Here is an 18,250-nt window from a genome sequence, read left to right as displayed (position 1 = left end):
GAATGTTCTACTGGTTGATCGAGCTGTCCAACACCGTTCCGGGGTTTGGCGCATTCCGTAGCGCCCTGAACGTGTTCCGCTACATCACTTTCCGCACCGGCGGCGCAATGGTGACCGGCGCGCTGTTCGTGTTCCTGTTCGGGCCCTGGATCATCGATCATTTGAGGCTGCGGCAGGGCAAGGGCCAGCCGATCCGCACCGACGGCCCGCAGTCGCATCTGATCTCCAAGAAGGGCACGCCCACCATGGGCGGGCTGATGATCCTGTCCGGGCTCGTGGTGTCGACGCTGCTCTGGGCCAATCCACTCAATCCCTATGTCTGGATCGTGCTGGCGGTGACGCTCGGCTTCGGCTTCGTCGGCTTCTATGACGACTATCTGAAGGTCACAAAGCAGTCACATAGCGGCTTCGCCGGCAAGCTCCGCCTGCTGATCGAGGCGGTGATCGGCCTCGCCGCCACCTACGCGCTGGTCCGGCTCGGGCGCGACGTGTCCTCGACCTCGCTCGTGATTCCGTTCTTCAAGGACCTCGTGATCAATTTCGGCTGGTTCTTCGTGATCTTCGGTGCCTTCGTCATGGTCGGCGCCGGCAATGCGGTGAACCTGACCGACGGCCTCGACGGTCTCGCCATCGTGCCGGTCATGATCGCGGCGGCAAGCTTCGGCATGATCTCGTATCTCACCGGCAACGCGGTGTTCTCGGAATATCTGCAGATCAATTACGTCGCCGGCACCGGCGAACTGGCGGTGCTATGCGGCGCGGTGCTTGGCGCGGGCCTGGGCTTCCTCTGGTTCAACGCGCCGCCGGCCTCGATCTTCATGGGTGACACCGGCTCGCTTGCGCTCGGCGGCATGCTGGGGGCCACCGCGGTCGCGGTGAAGCACGAGATCGTGCTCGCTGTGATCGGCGGCCTGTTCGTGCTGGAGGCGGTCTCGGTGATCGTGCAGGTCACCTCGTTCAAGCTCACGGGAAAACGCGTGTTCCGGATGGCGCCGCTGCATCATCATTTCGAGCAGAAGGGCTGGACCGAGCCGCAGATCGTGATCCGGTTCTGGATCATCTCGGTGATGCTGGCGCTCGCCGGTCTCTCCACCCTCAAGCTGCGCTGAGCCCCGCCATGATCCCGGTCACCTCCTTCGCAGGCAAGACGGTCGCGGTGTTCGGGCTCGGCGGCTCGGGGCTCGCGAGCTGCCACGCGCTGAAGGCCGGTGGTGCGGAGGTGATCGCGGCCGACGACAATGCCGACAATGTCGCGAGGGCGGCGCAGGCCGGCTTCACCACTGCCGACCTGCGTACCGTATCATGGGTGAATTTCGCCGCGCTGATCCTGACCCCCGGTGCGCCGCTGACCCATCCGGCGCCGCACTGGAGCGTGCTGAAAGCGCGCGAGGCCGGCGTCGAGGTGATCGGCGACGTCGAATTGTTCTGCCGCGAGCGGCGCCGTCACGCGCCGAACGCGCCGTTCGTCGCCATCACCGGCACCAACGGCAAGTCGACCACGACCGCGCTGATCGCGCATCTGATGAAGGTTGCCGGCTACGACACCCAGATGGGTGGCAATATCGGCACTGCGATCCTGTCGCTGGAGCCGCCGCGGATGGGCCGGGTCCATGTCGTCGAGATGTCGTCCTATCAGATTGATCTCACCCCGTCGCTCGATCCCTCGGTCGGCATCCTGATCAATATCAGCGAAGACCACATCGATCGCCACGGCACGCTGGAGCATTACGCCGCGGTCAAGGAGCGGCTGGTCGCCGGCGTGCAGCAGGGCGGCGCTGCAATTGTCGGTGTCGACGACATCTGGTGCCGTAACATCGCCGACCGGCTCGATCGTGCCGGCAACCGCGTGGTCCGCATCTCGGTGAAGAACCCGCTGCCCGACGGCCTCTATGTCGAGCACGAGACCATCGTGCGTGCGCAGGGTGCGGCACGCAGCGAGATCGCGCGTCTCGGCGGCATCGGCTCGCTGCGCGGCCTGCACAATGCGCAGAACGCCGCATGTGCTTCGGCCTGCGCGCTGGCGATGGACGTCGCCAGCGACGTCCTGCAGAACGGCCTGCGCAGCTTCCCGGGCCTCGCGCACCGCATGGAGCAGGTCGGTCGCCGCGGCCACGTGCTGTTCGTCAACGACTCCAAGGGCACCAATGCCGATGCGGCGGCGCATGCGCTCTCGTCGTTCGCCGACATCTACTGGATCGCCGGCGGCAAGCCGAAGGCCGGCGGCATCACGGGGCTGACCGAATACTTCCCGCGCATCCGCAAGGCCTATCTGATCGGCGAGGCGGCGGCCGAATTCTCCGGCACGCTCGGCGCGCACGTGCCGCACGAGATGTCCGGCACGCTCGAGGTCGCGATCTCAAGCGCCGCGCGCGATGCCGAGGTGTCCGGGCTGAGTGAGGCCGTCGTGCTGCTGTCGCCGGCCTGCGCCTCGTTCGACCAGTATCGCAATTTCGAAATCCGCGGCAACGCCTTTCGCGACATCGTCCAGGCGCTGCCCGGCGTCAAGCCGGTGGTGTAGGCACAACCTCTCCGTCATTCCGGGGCGCGCGAAGCGCGAGCCCGGAATCCATCGGGCCAATGCTAGATGGATGAATGGAATCCGGGCTCAGCCCTGCGGGCTGCCCCGGAATGACGACGGGCCCGAGTTATGGGATGGGTTTCGCAACACGTTCGGTGTCGTCCTGGCGAAAGCCAGGACCCATTACCCCAAATCTCAATTGTTGCGCGACGCCGGGGCCGCGATCCCGTTCATTACTGAGTGCGGTGGTTATGGGTCCTGGCTTTCGCCAGGACGACAGTGTGCTTGAGGCGACAAATCCACCTCCCTCAAAAGTTACCCAACCCGTTAACCCCTTGGAAACCATCCTGCGCCACGAATGGACGTTATCTCTGCCATCTGGGGACGCCCATGCTCGCCCGTGACCAACGCACCCCGTTCTCGGACTGGTGGTGGACCGTCGACAAGCTGCTGCTTGTCGCGATCGCCGCGTTGATGCTGGCCGGCGTCATCCTGTCGCTGGCGGCGAGCCCGCCGGTCGCGACCCGGATCGGGCTCGATCCGTTCCACTTCTTCAACCGCCACGTCATGTTCCTGGTGCCGTCGCTGATCGTGCTGATCGGGGTGTCGTTCATGACGCCGCGGCAGATCCGGCGCACCGCGCTGATCGTGTTCGCGGTCGCGATCGCGCTGATCGTGCTGACGCTGCTGATCGGGCCCGAGGTCAAGGGCTCGCGGCGCTGGATCACGCTGCTCGGGGTCAACATCCAGGCCTCCGAAGCCGCCAAGCCCGCTTTCGTGATCGTTGCGGCATGGCTGTTTGCGGAATCGACCAAGCGGCCGGAGATGCCGGCGACCTCGATGGCACTGGTGCTGCTGCTGACGCTGGTGACGCTGCTGGTGATGGAGCCCGACTTCGGTCAGACCATGCTGATCCTCACCGTGTGGGGCGCGCTGTTCTTCATCGCGGGCATGCGGATGATCTGGGTGTTCGGGCTCGCCGGCGCCGCCGGCGCCGGCCTGTTCGGCGCCTATCTGCTGGTGCCGCACGTCGCCGGCCGCATCAAGCGCTTCATGAATCCGGCCTCCGGCGACACCTTCCAGGTCGACACCGCGATGGAAGCCTTCTGGAACGGCGGCTGGTTCGGCCTCGGTCCGGGCGAGGGCATCGCCAAGCGTAGCCTGCCGGACAGTCACACCGACTTCGTGTTCGCGGTCGCGGCGGAAGAGTTCGGCATCATCCTCTGTTTGATGCTGGTCGCGCTGTTCGGCTTCATCGTGATCCGCACGCTGACGCGGGCCTATGCCACCGAGGACATGTTCTCGCGCTTTGCCGCTTCTGGGCTTGCGATCCTGTTCGGCGTGCAGGCGACGATCAACATGGCGGTCAATCTGCAACTGATCCCGGCCAAGGGCATGACGCTGCCGTTCATCTCCTATGGTGGCTCGTCGTTCGTCTCGCTCGCCTACGGCGTCGGCATGATGCTGGCGCTGACCCGGCAGCGGCCGCGGACCGAGATCGAATCGATGGAGGGCGCCAGCGCGCAGCGCGCCTACGCGTAGGTGACTGTGACTGCGGCGTCAGTTATCTGGAAGCTATGGACAATCCGCCCCTGATTCTGCTGGCGGCCGGCGGAACCGGCGGCCATCTGTTCCCGGCCGAAGCGCTCGCCGTGGAACTGATCAGGCGTGGCCTGCGGGTCCGGCTCGCGACCGACGGCCGCGCGCTGCGCTATTCCGGCCTGTTCGGCAAGGAGAGCATCGAGCTGGTGCCGAGCGCGACCGTGCGCAGCCGCAACCCGATCTCGCTCGCACAAACCGTGCTGATGCTCGGCTACGGCACGCTGGTCGCCGCCAATGTGATGCGCCGGCTGAAGCCTGCGGCCGTGGTCGGCTTCGGCGGCTATCCCACCTTGCCACCGCTGGTGGCGGCGCGGATGCTCGGCGTTCCCGGGATCATCCATGATGCCAATGCGGTGCTCGGCCGCGCCAACCGCTTCCTCTCCGGCCGCGTCAACGCGATCGCGACCTCGCTGCCCGGCGTGCTCGATCGCGATCCGGCCCTCGCCGGCAAGGCCACCACCGTCGGCACGCCGATGCGCCCGGCGATCCTTGCCGCGGCTGCGGTGAAATACACACCGCCCGAAGTGAACGGGCCGCTGCGCCTGCTCGTGGTCGGCGGCAGCCAGGGCGCGCGGGTGATGAGCGACATCGTGCCGCCGGCGATCGAGCAGCTCGATCCCGCGCTGTGGAGTCGCCTGATCGTCACCCAGCAGGTGCGTGAAGAGGACATGGAGCGGGTGCGCGCGGTCTACGACCGGCTCAAGATCAACGCCGAGCTGGCGCCGTTCTTCGCCGACCTGCCGGCACGGCTGGCCTCGAGCCAGCTGGTGATCTCGCGTTCCGGCGCCGGCACCGTGGCCGAGCTCGCCGCGATCGGCCGGCCCTCGATCCTGGTGCCGCTGCCGGGCGCGATCGATCAGGACCAGTTCGCCAATGCCGGCGTGCTGTCGCAGGCAGGCGGCGCGCTGCGCATCACGCAGGGCGACTTCACGCCGGAGCGGCTGGCGGCCGAGATCTCGGCCTTCGCCGCCGAGCCCTCGAGACTGACCGCGATGGCGGACGCCGCGCGCAGTGTCGGCCGGCTCGATGCCGCCGAGCGGCTGGCTGATCTGGTGGCGAAGGTAGCTGCGTTGTAAAAGGGGCGCATGACGGTCAACGCTACAGAAGTTGAAGCTGTTCTTGGGCCGCTCCGCGGTTTCCATTCCTATGATAACCGGATGATTTCACTGAGGTCGATTGGGTCTCCGGACAACCCGTTCGCACCGCCGGAGCTTCGAAAAGCGTGGGCCGCCACCCAATGGACGGATACAGGAACCGCGCCTGTGTCAGATTGGCTGGGCAATGTCGAAGGCAGTTCGTCGCACGCGGAAACCATTCAACGAATGCGCGTGGCCGCGTTCGTTGCTTTCACGGATATGGTCCCTGTGTTGGCTGCGGACCATCCATGGTGTCTCCTCAATCACCAAGCCGCGGGGCATGCGTGCAGGCAGCAGCGGCTTGTTGGCCGACGCGTTTTGCTCAAGCCTGAGGTGGAGTTCAAGTGCCTTGAAATCGCGACCTCTTATTACAATACGCAACTTGGATGGGATCTGCCGTTCCTTTCCGACTTGATGAAATACAGATCGCAGCTGCAAGAGATCGGGCTTGATTGCAATAGCTCCGGAACTTTCAAATGGCTCATGGAGGGATTTTATCCGATTGACTTGTCTCAACCGGTTATAGATCAGGTGTGCCTTCAGCCCTTTTCGTTGGAAAGTCTTCTGGGAAGCCCGCGACCATATGGAAGCATCGAGCACTATGCGATTCTTGTTGTCATTGCGCCAAACAGCGATTGAAGCGCTCCAAGAGGAACGACGATCATGAGACTGCCGCGCGAGATCGGACCCATTCACTTCGTCGGGATCGGCGGCATCGGCATGAGCGGTATCGCCGAGGTGCTGATCAATCTCGGCTACACCGTGCAGGGCTCGGACGCGTCCGACAATTACAATCTCGACCGGCTGCGCAAGAAGGGCGCCAAGGTTTCGGTCGGCCACACCGCGGAGAACGTGGACGGCGCCGACGTCGTCGTGGTCTCGACTGCGATCAAGCGCGACAATCCCGAGCTGATGGCGGCGCGTGAGCGGCGCATTCCGGTGGTGCGGCGCGCCGAGATGCTGGCCGAATTGATGCGGCTGAAGAGCTGCGTTGCGATCGCCGGCACCCATGGCAAGACCACCACGACCACGATGGTCGCGACCTTGCTTGACGCCGGGGGGCTCGATCCGACCGTGATCAATGGCGGCATCATCAATGCCTACGGCTCAAACGCGCGGCTCGGGGCCGGCGACTGGATGGTGGTCGAGGCCGACGAGAGCGACGGCACCTTCCTGAAGCTGCCGTCCGACGTGGTCATCGTCACCAACATCGATCCCGAGCATCTCGATCACTTCAAGACCTTCGAGGCGATCCAGGATGCGTTCCGCAATTTCGTCGAGAATGTTCCGTTCTACGGCTTTGCCGTGATGTGCACCGATCACCCGGTGGTACAAACCCTGGTCGGCAAGATCGAGGATCGCCGCATCATCACCTATGGTCAGAATCCGCAGGCCGATGCGCAGCTGCTGGATCTGACGCCGATGGGTGGCGGCTCGAAATTCAAGGTGGCGATCCGCGATCGCAAGACCGGCGCGACGCATGAGATCGAGGACATCATGCTGCCGATGCCCGGGCGCCACAACGCATCCAATGCGACTGCGGCGATCGCGGTCGCGCATCAGCTCGGCGTGTCCGACGACGTGATCCGCCAGGCGATGGCCGGCTTCGGTGGCGTCAAGCGGCGTTTCACCAAGACCGGCGAGACCAATGGCATCACCGTGATCGACGATTACGGCCATCATCCGGTCGAGATCGCAGCCGTGCTGAAGGCGGCGCGGGAATCCACCGACGGCAAGATCATTGCCGTGGTGCAGCCGCATCGCTACACCCGCCTGCAGTCGCTGTTCGAGGAATTCTGCACCTGCTTCAACGACGCCGATGCGGTCGTGGTCGCCGAGGTCTATCCGGCCGGCGAGGCGCCGATCGCAGGTGTCGACCGCGACCATTTCGCCGCCGGCCTGCGCGCCCACGGCCATCGCAACGTGGTGCCGCTGCCGAACCCGGGCGAACTTGCAAAGATCGTTCACGGCCTCGCCAAGTCCGGCGACCTCGTCGTATGCCTCGGCGCCGGCAACATCACGCAATGGGCCTATGCACTGCCCGGCGAATTGAAGGCGCTGGGGTGATGACGGTCGTCGCCCTTTACGAACACCGCCCGTGCGGCTCACCCCTCTCCCTAACCCTCCCCCGCAAGGGGGGAGGGAACCCATCCGCTGGTACGTCCCTAACTCACTCAACGAGTCAGAGCGGAAGCATGATACGGGGTGAGGCGAGCACGCTCATCCGGCTCCCTCCCCCCTTGCGGGGGAGGGGTGGGGAGAGGGGTGAGCCCCAGGCGCTGACGGAAATCGCAGCACGCTGCGCTCTCAATCCAGCTCTTGCATTAATTGCCGCATCATGACCTTCCCCGACATCACGCCCGACCTGAAAGCCGCGATGCCGGAGCTGCGCGGGCGGCTGCTGGCCAACCAGTCGCTGGCCGAGCTGACCTGGTTTCGTGTCGGCGGCCCGGCGCAGGTGCTGTTCACGCCTGCCGATGAAGCCGATCTCGCCTACTTCCTGAAGCGCCTGCCGCGGGAGCTGCCGGTCTATGTCGTCGGCGTCGGCTCCAACCTGATCGTGCGCGACGGCGGCATGCCCGGCGTGGTGATCCGGCTGGCGCCGCGCGCATTCGGCGAGACCAGTGCTGACGGTGATGTCGTCACCGCCGGTGCCGCGGCACTCGACAAGCGCGTCGCCGAGACGGCGGCTGCGGCAAATATCGGCGGCATGGAATTCTTCTTCGGCATCCCCGGTACGATCGGCGGTGCACTGCGCATGAATGCCGGCGCCAATGGCGGCGAGACCAAGGATGTGTTGGTGGAGGCGACCGGCGTCAGTCGCGACGGCACCAGGCACACGTTCGGCAATGCCGAGATGAAGTTCGTCTATCGCAACAGCGGCGTCGATGCGTCCGTTATCTTCACCTCGGCGCGCTTCCGCGGCCGGATCACCGATGCGGATGCGATCCGCGCCCGCATGAACGAGGTGCAGACCCATCGCGAGACCGCGCAGCCGATCCGCGAAAAGACCGGCGGCTCGACCTTCAAGAATCCGCCCGGCAACAGCGCCTGGAAGCTGATCGACGCCGCGGGTTGCCGCGGCCTCAAGGTCGGCGGCGCGCAGGTCTCGGAGATGCACTGCAATTTCCTGATCAACACCGGCAACGCCACCGGGCACGATATCGAGACGCTCGGCGAGACGGTGCGTGAACGGGTCAAGCAGACCAGCGGGATTGAGCTGCACTGGGAAATCAAGCGGATCGGGACAAGCTGATGACGGTGACCATTCTGTTCGGCGGCACCAACAAGGAGCGGCTGGTTTCGGTGGCGAGCGCGCAGGCGCTGCATCGCGCGCTGCCGGGCGCGGAACTCTGGTTCTGGGACGTCGACGACACCGTGCATGCGGTGACGTCCGAACAGCTGCTCGGCCACGCGCGGCCGTTCGAGGTTGATTTCAGGCCGCCCGGTCATGGCATCGCGCTCGACCAGGCGCTCGACAAGGCAAGCGCCGAGCAGCGCGTGCTGGTGCTCGGCCTGCACGGCGGCCGCGCCGAGAATGGCGAATTGCAGGCGATGTGCGAGATGCGCGGCGTCGCGTTCACCGGCTCCGGCTCGGCGTCGTCGCACCTGGCGTTCGACAAGCCGTCGGCGAAGCGTTTTGCCGCGATCGCAGGCATCAACGCGCCGCAGGGCATCAGCGTCGAGCAGATCGACGACGCCTTCGCGAAGCACGGCAAACTGATCGCAAAGCCCGCCAAGGACGGATCGAGCTACGGGCTGATCTTCGTCAACGCGCAGCAGGACCTCGTCGCGGTCCGCAACGCGGCCAAGCATGAAGACTATCTGATCGAGCCCTTCGTCTCGGGCGTGGAGGCGACCTGCGGCGTGCTCGAGCAATCCGACGGCTCAGTGTTCGCGCTGCCGCCGATCGAGATCGTGCCGGCGGAGGGAGGCTTCGACTACACAGCCAAATACCTTTTGAAGTCGACTCAGGAGATCTGTCCCGGCCGGTTCGCGCCCGAGGTCAGCGCCGCGATCATGGACCATGCGTTGCGGGCGCACCGCGCGCTGTCCTGCACCGGCTACTCGCGGAGCGACTTCATCGTGTCGGCTAATGGCCCGGTCTACCTCGAGACCAACACGCTGCCCGGGCTGACCGCGGCATCACTTTACCCTAAGGCCTTGAAAGCACAGGGGATCGGGTTTGCCGACTTCCTGGGCGACCAGATCGAGCTCGGCCGCCGCCGCGCCAGACGTTAAGGCCGGACGGGTGGGGAACCCGCACGACTCGGTACGATGGAACCCGGCGCTGTTGCAAAAATGCTGACGGGTTCGCGGCAAAGTACTCAAAGCGTTGATCAAAATTCACTCCAGGCCGAACTCATTTACCGTTTGTTTACCAGGAAGCCCGAAGGTTAACGCTGGCGGCGCATGTAGCGCTTGGCTGCCGGGGCGTGAGCTGTCGCGGATTACCGCTTCGAGGATCGCAACCAGGGAACAGGGGGCCACTCTAATCCCACCGGTCTAGCCGAGACGTGATTTGTGCCGGGATCCGCAGGGTTTGCGGGCACAACACGTGACGAGTTCGTGCAATGGATGGTGCAGGACGCCTCACCCGATCGGTGCGATCGCTGGGGCCCCAAGCTGACCTGAGAGCAGCCGCTATTGGAGCGGCAGTGCTGCTGCGCGAGTATGTCGGCGCCCATCTCGCTCGCCGCCGGCAGCGTCCCGCCAAGCGGCCGCAGTTGATCGATCGCGAGCCGCCGAACCGCTACATCCAGATGGTCGAGCACTATCTGCCGCGCCGCATCGGGCTGGTCGCGACGCTCGCGATCCTGTTCGGCAGCGTCGGCTTCGGCATCGTCCGGGGCGGCCATGTCGAGGAATTCACCACGGCGCTCAGCGACACCCGCAACGCGCTGGCGAATTCCGCGGGCTTCCGCATCACCACCGTCGGCATCAACGGCCGCAAGCAGCTGAGCCAGGACGAGGTGCTCGCGATCGGCGGCGTCAATGGCCGCTCCTCGCTGCTGTTCCTCGACGCCGATACCGTGCGCGCCAAGCTGAAGGCCAATCCCTGGATCGCGGATGCCACGATCCTGAAACTCTATCCGGGCCGGCTGCAGATCGACATCGTCGAGCGCACCGCCTTCGCGCTGTGGCAACAGAACGGCCGCCTGTCGGTGATCGCCTCCGACGGCGCCGTGCTCGAGCCCTACGTCACGCGCCGCTTCCTCAACCTGCCGCTGGTGGTAGGCAAGGGCGCCGACACGCGCGCCCAGGACTTCCTGGCGCTGCTCGACCGTTATCCGCAGGTGCGTGCGGTGACCAAGGCCGCGATCTTCGTCGGTGAGCGGCGCTGGAACCTGCGCCTCAAGGACGGCCTCGACGTCCGCCTGCCGGAGAACGATGTCGGCAACGCACTCGCCGCGCTCTCCAAGCTCGACAAGGACGACAAGCTGTTCTCGCGCGACATCGTCGCCGTCGACATGCGGCTGCCCGATCGGCTGATCGTGCAATTGTCCGAGGAAGCCGGCAAGGCGCGCGACGAACTGTTCAAGGACAAGAAGTCCAAGAAGAAGGCCGGTGACAGCGCATGACCGGCCTCGATCGCAATCTGACCCCGAAGACCCGTCCGATGCCGAAGCGCACCGCGATGGTGGCTTCGCTCGACGTCGGCTCCAGCAAGATCGCCTGCATGATCGCGCGGCTCAAGCCGTCGCCGCCGAACGAGGCGCTGCGCGGCCGCACCCATGCGGTCGAATTGATCGGCTACAGCCAGATCCAGTCGCGCGGCGTCAAGGCCGGCTCCGTCGTCGACCTCGCCGAATGCGAGAAGGCGGTGCGCCATGCCGTGGCGCTGGCCGAGCGCATGGCCAAGGTCCGTGTCGAATCCGTTCTGCTGTCGGTCTCCGGCGGCAGGCAGCATGGCCAGCTGGTCGAGGCCGCGGCCGATATCCGCGGCGGCTCGGTGACCGCTGACGACATCAGCCGCGTCACCTCCGCCGGCATGCGTCACGCCGCCGGCGCCGGCCGCACCGTGCTGCACGCGCTGCCGGTCGGCTACGCGCTCGACGGCGTCAAGGGCATCCGCGATCCCAGGGGCATGGTGGCGCGCCAGTTCGGCGTCGACATGAACGTGGTGACGTCGGATGCGACGGTCGCCAAGAACCTGATGCTGGTGGTCGAGCGCTGCCATCTCAACGTCGAAGCCATGGCGTCGAGCCCCTATGTCGCGGGTCTGTCGGTGCTGACCGACGACGAGGCCGACCTCGGTGCTGCCGTCGTCGAGATGGGCGCGGGCTCGACCACGATCGCGACCTATTCCGGCGGCCGCCTCGTGCACGCATCCGGATTTGCGCTCGGCGGGCAACACATCACGATGGATCTTGCGCGCGGCATCGGCGCGTGCATTGCGGATGCCGAGCGAATCAAGACTTTATACGGCACGGTGCTGACCGGCGGATCGGATTCGCGCGAGCTGATGTCCGTTCCCACTGCAGGCGATGATCGGGAGACCCCGCAAATCGTGTCTCGCGCCACGATCGCGAACATTGTCCGGCATCGCGCCGAGGAGATTTTCGAAATGATCCGTGACCGGCTCGCGGATTCCCCCTTTGCGGCAGAGCCGAGGGCGCGCGTCGTGCTGAGCGGCGGCGCGTCGCAGCTCACCGGCACCGTCGAGCTTGCTACCCGGATCCTGAACCGTCAGGTGCGCATCGGCCGCCCGCTCGGCTTCGGCCGGCTGCCGAACGAGGCGAAGGGCGCCTCGTTCTCTGTGCCGACGGGCCTCCTGGTTTATCCGCAATACGCTCACCTTGAACATGTCGAACCGCGGCGCACGCGGCAGCTTAGGACAGGGACGGACGGTTACTTCGGAAAGGTCGGACGATGGCTTCGCGAGGGCTTCTGATGACCGCCCCCCGGCTCACTGCATTTTCACCAGCTCCCGCGGCCAGCGGCCGGGACGAACCAACGCGCGCATAATCGAGAGAGGCAACCATGGCACTCAATCTGACACCCCCTGACATCAGCGAGCTGAAACCGCGGATCACCGTCTTCGGCGTCGGCGGCGCGGGTGGTAATGCCGTCAACAACATGATCACCGCCGGGTTGCAGGGCGTCGACTTCGTCGTCGCCAACACCGACGCGCAGGCGCTGACGATGTCGAAAGCGCAGCGCATCATCCAGATGGGTACCCAGGTCACCCAGGGCCTCGGCGCCGGTTCGCAGCCCGATGTCGGTGCAGCGGCCGCGCAGGAGGTGATGGACGAGCTTCGCGATCATCTCACCGGCGCGAACATGGTGTTCGTCACCGCCGGCATGGGCGGCGGCACCGGCACGGGCGCTGCGCCGGTGATCGCCAAGGCTGCCCGCGAGATGGGGATCCTCACCGTCGGCGTGGTGACCAAGCCGTTCCACTTCGAAGGCCAGCGCCGCATGCGCACCGCCGAGCACGGCATCTCCGAGCTCCACAAGGTGGTCGACACCCTGCTGATCATTCCGAACCAGAACCTGTTCCGGGTCGCCAATGAGAAGACCACCTTCGCCGACGCGTTCGCGATGGCCGACCAGGTGCTGTACTCGGGCGTCGCCTGCATCACCGACCTGATGGTCAAGGAAGGCCTGATCAATCTCGACTTCGCCGACGTCCGCGCCGTGATGCGGGAAATGGGCAAGGCGATGATGGGCACCGGCGAGGCCACCGGCGAGAAGCGCGCGCTGACCGCCGCCGAAGCTGCGATCGCCAACCCGCTGATCGACGATTCGTCGATGAAGGGCGCCCGCGGCCTGCTGATTTCGATCACCGGCGGCAAGGACCTCACTCTGTTCGAGGTCGACGAAGCCGCAACCCGCATCCGTGAAGAGGTCGATGCCGACGCCAACATCATCGTCGGCGCCACCTTCGACGAATCGCTCGACGGCATCATTCGTGTCTCGGTGGTCGCGACCGGCATCGAGCAGGCCGCGATTGCGTCCCGTGCCCAGGCCCCCGCGCAGCAACAGGGCGGTTCGCCGGAGAGCCGGCTCGCCGATCTGACCGCACGCCTGCGTGCCGACAACCAGCGTATGGCCGAGCGCGCCCAGAAGCTCGAGCCGCCGACCGGCGTGACGGTCGCTCCGATTGCTGCTGCGACCCAGGCGCGCCCGGCGGTGGAACGTGCCGCACTCGCGGCGATCGCCGCGGCGGTTGCCCCTGACAGCGCACCGGCCGCCCAGGCGCCGATGCAGCCAGCCTCCTACGGTGACGTCACGGTGCGGCCGATCGCTCAGAAGCCGACATTGTTCCCGGATCACGAAGCGGCCAGGGCCGAGCAGCACGAGCCGATGCCGCCCGAGACCTTCATCCCGCAGGCGGCGGAGCGGTCGCCGGTGCGGGCACCGCGGATGCCGAAGTTCGAGGATCTGCCGATGCCGGCGCAGGCCGAGATTCGCCAGGCCAGCGGTGACGGTGAGGCGGAGCATCCGCAGAAGACCCGGCTGTCGCTGCTGCAGCGGCTCGCCAATGTCGGCCTCGGCCGCCGCGACGAAGAGACCGAGCCGCCGATCGCTGCCCGCGCCTCCGGTCCGGCGATGCCGACGATGCCCCCGCTGCCCGAGCGCAAGCCGGCCCGCAGCGTTGCCCAGCAGATCTCGGCGAACGAGCAGCCGGTATCGGAGTATGCAAAGCGACCGGCCCCTCAGGGATTGGATGCTCACGGCCGTCAGGCGCCTGTTGCTCCGGCGCCACAGGGCGACGACCATCTTGATATCCCGGCCTTCCTGCGCCGGCAGGCAAACTGAAGTTTGTTACAACCTTGACGACGAAGAAGGCCTCGGCGGGGAACCGCCGGGGCCTTCTGCCTTAGACGGGCATGCAGTTGTGCTTGGCCAGCAAGCAACTGATTTTAAATCATTAATTATTCTTTCGGTGGTCAGATAGCCACTCGCCGAGGGCCGTTTTCGCTGCCGCAATTTGGTTAAGCTTGGGCGCGAATGCGGCAGAGATGGGGTAACAATCGGTAAAGAAGCGTGAGTTGGCGCGGTTTAGGAAATCACTATGGTCTGCCGTGACTTGGGGAGCTCAAGCGAGTCGGCCTTGGGGAAGTTTGGCCACTTGAATTGAGCGAAGTCGGGTAGTGGGCATTATCGAATGAAGTTCAGCCGTCAAACAACGCTTCGGTCGCAAGCCACCGTGACTGGCGTAGGCGTTCATTCCGGTCTTCCTGTTAGTCTCACGCTGGGACCTGCACCTGTCGATGCGGGTTTTATTTTTGTCCGCACCGGTCTCGATGGTGCAGACCGCGAAGTCACCGCCACTGCCGATGCTGTGATCGCGACCGAATTCGCGACGGTGCTGGGTGACCGCGAAGGGCCGCTGGTCTCGACCGCGGAGCACGTTCTGGCCGCGCTGCGCGGCATGGGCGTTGACAACGCCACGATCGAAATCGATGGGTCGGAAGTTCCGATCATGGACGGCAGCGCTGCGGCGTTTGTTGCGGCCATCGACCAGGCCGGCATTGTGACCCAGCCCGCCGTCCGCCGCTTCATCCAGGTGCTGAAGCCGGTGCAGGTCAAGATCGGCGATGCGATGGGCGAGCTTCGTCCGTTCGCCGGCGGGTTCCGCGCCGAAGTCGAGATCGACTTCGCCAACAAGGTGATCGGTCACCAGACCTACTCCTTCGATCTTTCGCCAGAAGGTTTCCGCCGCGACGTTGCGCGGGCCCGGACCTTCGGCTGCATGAATGACGTGGCACGGCTGTGGGGCGCTGGCTTCGCGCTCGGCGCATCCTTCGACAACACCGTGGTGTTCGACGAGGCCCGCCTGCTCAACGTCGAGGGGCTGCGCTACGCCAACGAGTGCGCCCGCCACAAGGTGCTCGACGTGATCGGCGATCTCGCGCTGGCCGGCCTTCCGCTGCTCGGCAGCTATCGTTCGGTGCGGGGCGGTCACAAGCTCAACAATGCGGTGCTGAAGGCGCTGCTCGCTGACCGCAGCGCCTGGCGCGTGGTCGAATCGGAGACGGCGCGGCGGCCGGTCCGCGGACATGTCGAGGCCGGTGCCGGCATGGCGGGCGGCCTCGTCGCCCCGGCCTACGGCCCGGACGTGTCCTGATCGCCCAAGTCCTGATCGCCCAAGTCCTGATCGCCCAAGTCCTGATCGCCCAAGTCCTGATCGCCCAAGTCCTGATCGCCTAGGCGGTCGGCCCAATTTCCGTAATAACCACAGCAGACTGTGAGCTTCGTCGGGTCGCCTTATTCCCGGCGGAATGGCTCCGTATTCGGTTGGTCCACGGTCATTTTTCGGTTAAACAGGCCGGCGGCTGCCTTGATACGGCGCCAACGGCACGAGAGATATGACACCCATGACCGCGGTTCATGGGTGAAGTGGGGTCGCCGTTAACCGCATCAAAGGCGTCAGGTTTTACAATTCATGTCGGCAATGCGTATGGCGCTCGAACCACGCTCTTCTTCTGACGTCTCCGGCCTGACCAAGGCCGCGCGCACGCTGCGTTTTGCTGCGGGCCTGATCGTGCTGGCCCTGCCGCTCTCAGGCTGCGGCACCGGCGCGCTGTGGGACAAGTTCATGGCCAAGGACGATACGTTCGTCGATGAGCCCGCGGACAAGCTCTACAATGAGGGCTTGTACATGATGAACGAGAAGAAGGACCTGAAGGCGGCCTCGAAGAAGTTCGAGGAAGTCGACCGTCAGCATCCCTATTCGGACTGGGCCCGCAAGTCGCTGCTGATGTCGGCCTATTCGTACTACCAGGCCGGCGACTACGACAGCTGCATCGGCTCGGCGACCCGTTACGTCACGCTGCATCCCGGCAGCCCCGACGCGTCCTACGCCCAGTACCTGATCGCGGCATCGCATTTCGACCAGATCCCGGACATCTCGCGTGACCAGAGCCGCACCGAGAAGGCGATCGCGGCGCTCGAAGAGGTGGTGCGGAAATATCCGACCTCCGAATACGCCACCCAGGCCAAGAACAAGATCCAGGCTGCGCGCGACCAACTCGCCGGCAAGGAGATGGCGGTCGGACGCTATTACATCGAGAAGCGCGACTTCACCGCCGCGATCAACCGCTTCAAGACCGTGGTCACCCAGTATCAGACCACCCGTCACGTCGAAGAGGCGCTCTACCGGCTCACCGAGGCCTATATGGCGATCGGTATCGCCGGCGAGGCGCAGACCGCAGCCGCGGTTCTCGGCCACAATTTTCCGGACAGCCGCTGGTACAAGGACGCGTATAATCTAGTAAAGTCCGGCGGTCTCGAGCCGAGCGAGAATCAGGGATCCTGGATCAGCAGGACCTTCAAGAAGATAGGTCTCGGCTAGGAATTGTCCTCGCATGCTGGCCCGTCTGTCGATCCGTGACATCGTCCTGATCGAGCGGCTCGATATCGAATTTTCCCGTGGCCTGGCGGTGCTGACCGGTGAAACCGGCGCCGGCAAATCGATCCTGCTCGATGCCTTTGCGTTGGCGCTTGGCGGCCGCGGCGATGCCGGCCTGGTGCGCCATGGCGCCGAGCAGGGGCAGGTCACCGCGATGTTCGATGTCCCCAAGGGGCATCCGGCGGCCAAAATCCTCGCCGAGAACGGCCTCGACGACACCGGTGAGATGATCCTGCGCCGCGTGCAGCTCGCCGATGGCCGCACCCGCGCCTTCATCAACGATCAGGCGATCAGCGTGCAGACCCTGAAGGCGGTCGGCGCCGTTCTGGTCGAAATCCACGGCCAGCACGATGAGCGCGCGCTGGTCGACGCCTCCACCCACCGCCAGCTGCTCGACGCCTTCGCCGGCCACGAGAAGGACGTCGTGACGCTGGAAGCGCTATGGGATATCAGGCGGACCGCCGGTGCCGCGCTCGATGAGCACCGCGCCGGGATGGAGCGCGCCGCGCGTGAGGCCGACTATCTGCGCCATGCCTCGCAGGAATTGAAGACGCTGGCGCCGAAGGAGGGCGAGGAGACCGAACTCGCCAACCGCCGCACCACCATGATGCAGGGTGAGAAGGTCGCGACCGATCTGCGCGAGGCGCAGGAGGCTATCGGCGGACCGCATTCGCCGGTGTCGGCGCTGTCGGCCGCGGTGCGCCGGCTGGAGCGGCGCGCCGCCAATGCGCCCGGACTGATCGAGCCGGCCGTGAAAGCAATCGACATCGCGATCAATGCGCTGGAGGAAGCCGATCAGCATCTGCACGCTGCGCTGGCGGCGACTGATTTCGATCCGGCCGAGCTCGAGCGGATCGAGGAGCGGCTGTTCGCGCTGCGCGCCGCCTCGCGCAAATACTCGACGCCGGTGGATCTGCTGGCCGCGCTGGCGGCGCAATACGCCAATGACGTCGCGCTGATCGATGCCGGCGCCGATCAGCTCAAAAAGCTGGAGGCGGCCGCCACTGAGGCCGACAAGCGTTATGCTGCTGCGGCCGCAAAACTATCGGCGGCGCGCAGCAAGGCGGCCGAGAAGCTCAACAAGGCGGTCAATGCCGAGCTCGCGCCGCTCAAGCTCGAGCGCGCGAAATTCATGACCCAGGTCGAGGCCAATGCCGCCGCGCCCGGGCCTGAGGGCATCGACCGCGTCGAGTTCTGGGTCCAGACCAATCCGGGCACCAAGCCGGGACCGATGATGAAGGTCGCCTCCGGTGGCGAGCTGTCGCGCTTCCTGCTGGCGCTGAAGGTCGTGCTGGCCGATCGCGGCTCGGCGCCGACTTTGGTGTTCGACGAAATCGACACCGGTGTCGGCGGCGCGGTGGCGGACGCGATCGGCTCGCGGCTGTCGCGCCTCGCCGGCAAGGTACAGGTGATGGCGGTGACCCATGCGCCGCAGGTCGCGGCCCGCGCCAGCCAGCATCTGTTGATCTCCAAGGATGCGCTCGACAAGGGCAAGCGCGTAGCCACCCGCGTCAACGCGCTCGCTGCCGACCATCGCCGTGAAGAGATCGCGCGCATGCTGGCCGGCGCCGAGATCACCGCCGAGGCGAGGGCCGCGGCGGAACGGCTGCTCCGGGCGGCGAGCTAGTTCGC

14 protein-coding genes are annotated in these 18,250 nt (G+C 65.6%); all 14 read left to right on the top strand.

Going from position 1 to position 18,250, the window contains the following annotated elements; genetic code table 11:
- The first annotated feature begins 2 nt into the window (after positions 1 to 2).
- The 14 genes from JQ507_24600 to recN all read left to right on the top strand — a co-directional run bounded on the left by JQ507_24600 (position 3) and on the right by recN (position 18,245).
- A complete protein-coding gene (locus JQ507_24600) occupies positions 3 to 1,109 on the top strand; it encodes a phospho-N-acetylmuramoyl-pentapeptide-transferase (protein ID QRI68100.1) in 1,107 nt (368 codons plus the stop codon).
- A gap of 8 nt (positions 1,110 to 1,117) precedes the next feature.
- Positions 1,118 to 2,518, top strand: a complete 1,401-nt coding sequence (locus JQ507_24595; GenBank protein QRI68099.1) for a UDP-N-acetylmuramoyl-L-alanine--D-glutamate ligase — start codon at positions 1,118 to 1,120, stop codon at positions 2,516 to 2,518.
- A 390-nt stretch (positions 2,519 to 2,908) separates the two neighbouring features.
- The gene (gene ftsW, locus JQ507_24590; GenBank protein QRI68098.1) at positions 2,909 to 4,060 is read left to right on the top strand and encodes a putative lipid II flippase FtsW; all 1,152 of its coding nucleotides are present in this window, start codon (positions 2,909 to 2,911) and stop codon (positions 4,058 to 4,060) included.
- A gap of 35 nt (positions 4,061 to 4,095) precedes the next feature.
- Positions 4,096 to 5,196 (top strand): undecaprenyldiphospho-muramoylpentapeptide beta-N-acetylglucosaminyltransferase, encoded by a 1,101-nt coding sequence (gene murG / locus JQ507_24585; protein ID QRI68097.1) that lies wholly within the window; start codon positions 4,096 to 4,098, stop codon positions 5,194 to 5,196.
- A 9-nt stretch (positions 5,197 to 5,205) separates the two neighbouring features.
- Positions 5,206 to 5,895, top strand: a complete 690-nt coding sequence (locus JQ507_24580; protein QRI68096.1) for a hypothetical protein — start codon at positions 5,206 to 5,208, stop codon at positions 5,893 to 5,895.
- A gap of 24 nt (positions 5,896 to 5,919) precedes the next feature.
- Positions 5,920 to 7,323: a UDP-N-acetylmuramate--L-alanine ligase gene (locus tag JQ507_24575; GenBank protein ID QRI68095.1), complete on the top strand. Its 1,404-nt coding sequence runs from the start codon at positions 5,920 to 5,922 to the stop codon at positions 7,321 to 7,323.
- Between the two features lie 271 nt (positions 7,324 to 7,594).
- Positions 7,595 to 8,512 (top strand): UDP-N-acetylmuramate dehydrogenase, encoded by a 918-nt coding sequence (gene murB / locus JQ507_24570; protein QRI68094.1) that lies wholly within the window; start codon positions 7,595 to 7,597, stop codon positions 8,510 to 8,512.
- The gene (locus tag JQ507_24565; GenBank protein ID QRI68093.1) at positions 8,512 to 9,498 is read left to right on the top strand and encodes a D-alanine--D-alanine ligase; all 987 of its coding nucleotides are present in this window, start codon (positions 8,512 to 8,514) and stop codon (positions 9,496 to 9,498) included. The genes murB and JQ507_24565 overlap by 1 nt, the downstream gene beginning before the upstream one ends.
- Positions 9,499 to 9,830: 332 nt before the next feature.
- A complete protein-coding gene (locus tag JQ507_24560; GenBank protein QRI68092.1) occupies positions 9,831 to 10,838 on the top strand; it encodes an FtsQ-type POTRA domain-containing protein in 1,008 nt (335 codons plus the stop codon).
- On the top strand, positions 10,835 to 12,151 hold the full coding sequence (gene ftsA, locus JQ507_24555; protein QRI68091.1) for a cell division protein FtsA: 1,317 nt from the start codon (positions 10,835 to 10,837) through the stop codon (positions 12,149 to 12,151). Before JQ507_24560 ends, ftsA begins: the two co-directional genes overlap by 4 nt.
- An 89-nt stretch (positions 12,152 to 12,240) precedes the next feature.
- Positions 12,241 to 14,022: a cell division protein FtsZ gene (gene ftsZ, locus JQ507_24550; GenBank protein ID QRI68090.1), complete on the top strand. Its 1,782-nt coding sequence runs from the start codon at positions 12,241 to 12,243 to the stop codon at positions 14,020 to 14,022.
- A gap of 349 nt (positions 14,023 to 14,371) precedes the next feature.
- On the top strand, positions 14,372 to 15,334 hold the full coding sequence (locus JQ507_24545; protein ID QRI68089.1) for a UDP-3-O-acyl-N-acetylglucosamine deacetylase: 963 nt from the start codon (positions 14,372 to 14,374) through the stop codon (positions 15,332 to 15,334).
- 333 nt (positions 15,335 to 15,667) lie between these two features.
- On the top strand, positions 15,668 to 16,561 hold the full coding sequence (locus tag JQ507_24540) for an outer membrane protein assembly factor BamD (GenBank protein ID QRI73497.1): 894 nt from the start codon (positions 15,668 to 15,670) through the stop codon (positions 16,559 to 16,561).
- 13 nt (positions 16,562 to 16,574) lie between these two features.
- Positions 16,575 to 18,245: a DNA repair protein RecN gene (recN, locus tag JQ507_24535; GenBank protein QRI68088.1), complete on the top strand. Its 1,671-nt coding sequence runs from the start codon at positions 16,575 to 16,577 to the stop codon at positions 18,243 to 18,245.
- Positions 18,246 to 18,250: the final 5 nt, after the last annotated feature.

The sequence above is a fragment of the Bradyrhizobium sp. PSBB068 genome (assembly GCA_016839165.1).
Classification (GTDB): Bacteria; Pseudomonadota; Alphaproteobacteria; order Rhizobiales; family Xanthobacteraceae; genus Bradyrhizobium.
The sequence above is the reverse complement of the archived record's forward strand: the minus strand, read 5'-3'. Positions and strand labels throughout refer to the sequence as shown.

Coding starts and splice junctions, on each gene's coding strand:
- JQ507_24580 (QRI68096.1), top strand. CDS start 5,206: ATGACGGTCAACGCTACAGAAGTTGAAGCTGTTCTTGGGCCGCTCCGC.
- JQ507_24595 (QRI68099.1), top strand. CDS start 1,118: ATGATCCCGGTCACCTCCTTCGCAGGCAAGACGGTCGCGGTGTTCGGG.
- JQ507_24575 (QRI68095.1), top strand. CDS start 5,920: ATGAGACTGCCGCGCGAGATCGGACCCATTCACTTCGTCGGGATCGGC.
- JQ507_24560 (QRI68092.1), top strand. CDS start 9,831: ATGGATGGTGCAGGACGCCTCACCCGATCGGTGCGATCGCTGGGGCCC.
- JQ507_24545 (QRI68089.1), top strand. CDS start 14,372: ATGAAGTTCAGCCGTCAAACAACGCTTCGGTCGCAAGCCACCGTGACT.
- ftsW (QRI68098.1), top strand. CDS start 2,909: ATGCTCGCCCGTGACCAACGCACCCCGTTCTCGGACTGGTGGTGGACC.
- JQ507_24540 (QRI73497.1), top strand. CDS start 15,668: ATGGCGCTCGAACCACGCTCTTCTTCTGACGTCTCCGGCCTGACCAAG.
- murG (QRI68097.1), top strand. CDS start 4,096: ATGGACAATCCGCCCCTGATTCTGCTGGCGGCCGGCGGAACCGGCGGC.
- ftsA (QRI68091.1), top strand. CDS start 10,835: ATGACCGGCCTCGATCGCAATCTGACCCCGAAGACCCGTCCGATGCCG.
- JQ507_24565 (QRI68093.1), top strand. CDS start 8,512: ATGACGGTGACCATTCTGTTCGGCGGCACCAACAAGGAGCGGCTGGTT.
- murB (QRI68094.1), top strand. CDS start 7,595: ATGACCTTCCCCGACATCACGCCCGACCTGAAAGCCGCGATGCCGGAG.
- JQ507_24600 (QRI68100.1), top strand. CDS start 3: ATGTTCTACTGGTTGATCGAGCTGTCCAACACCGTTCCGGGGTTTGGC.
- ftsZ (QRI68090.1), top strand. CDS start 12,241: ATGGCACTCAATCTGACACCCCCTGACATCAGCGAGCTGAAACCGCGG.
- recN (QRI68088.1), top strand. CDS start 16,575: ATGCTGGCCCGTCTGTCGATCCGTGACATCGTCCTGATCGAGCGGCTC.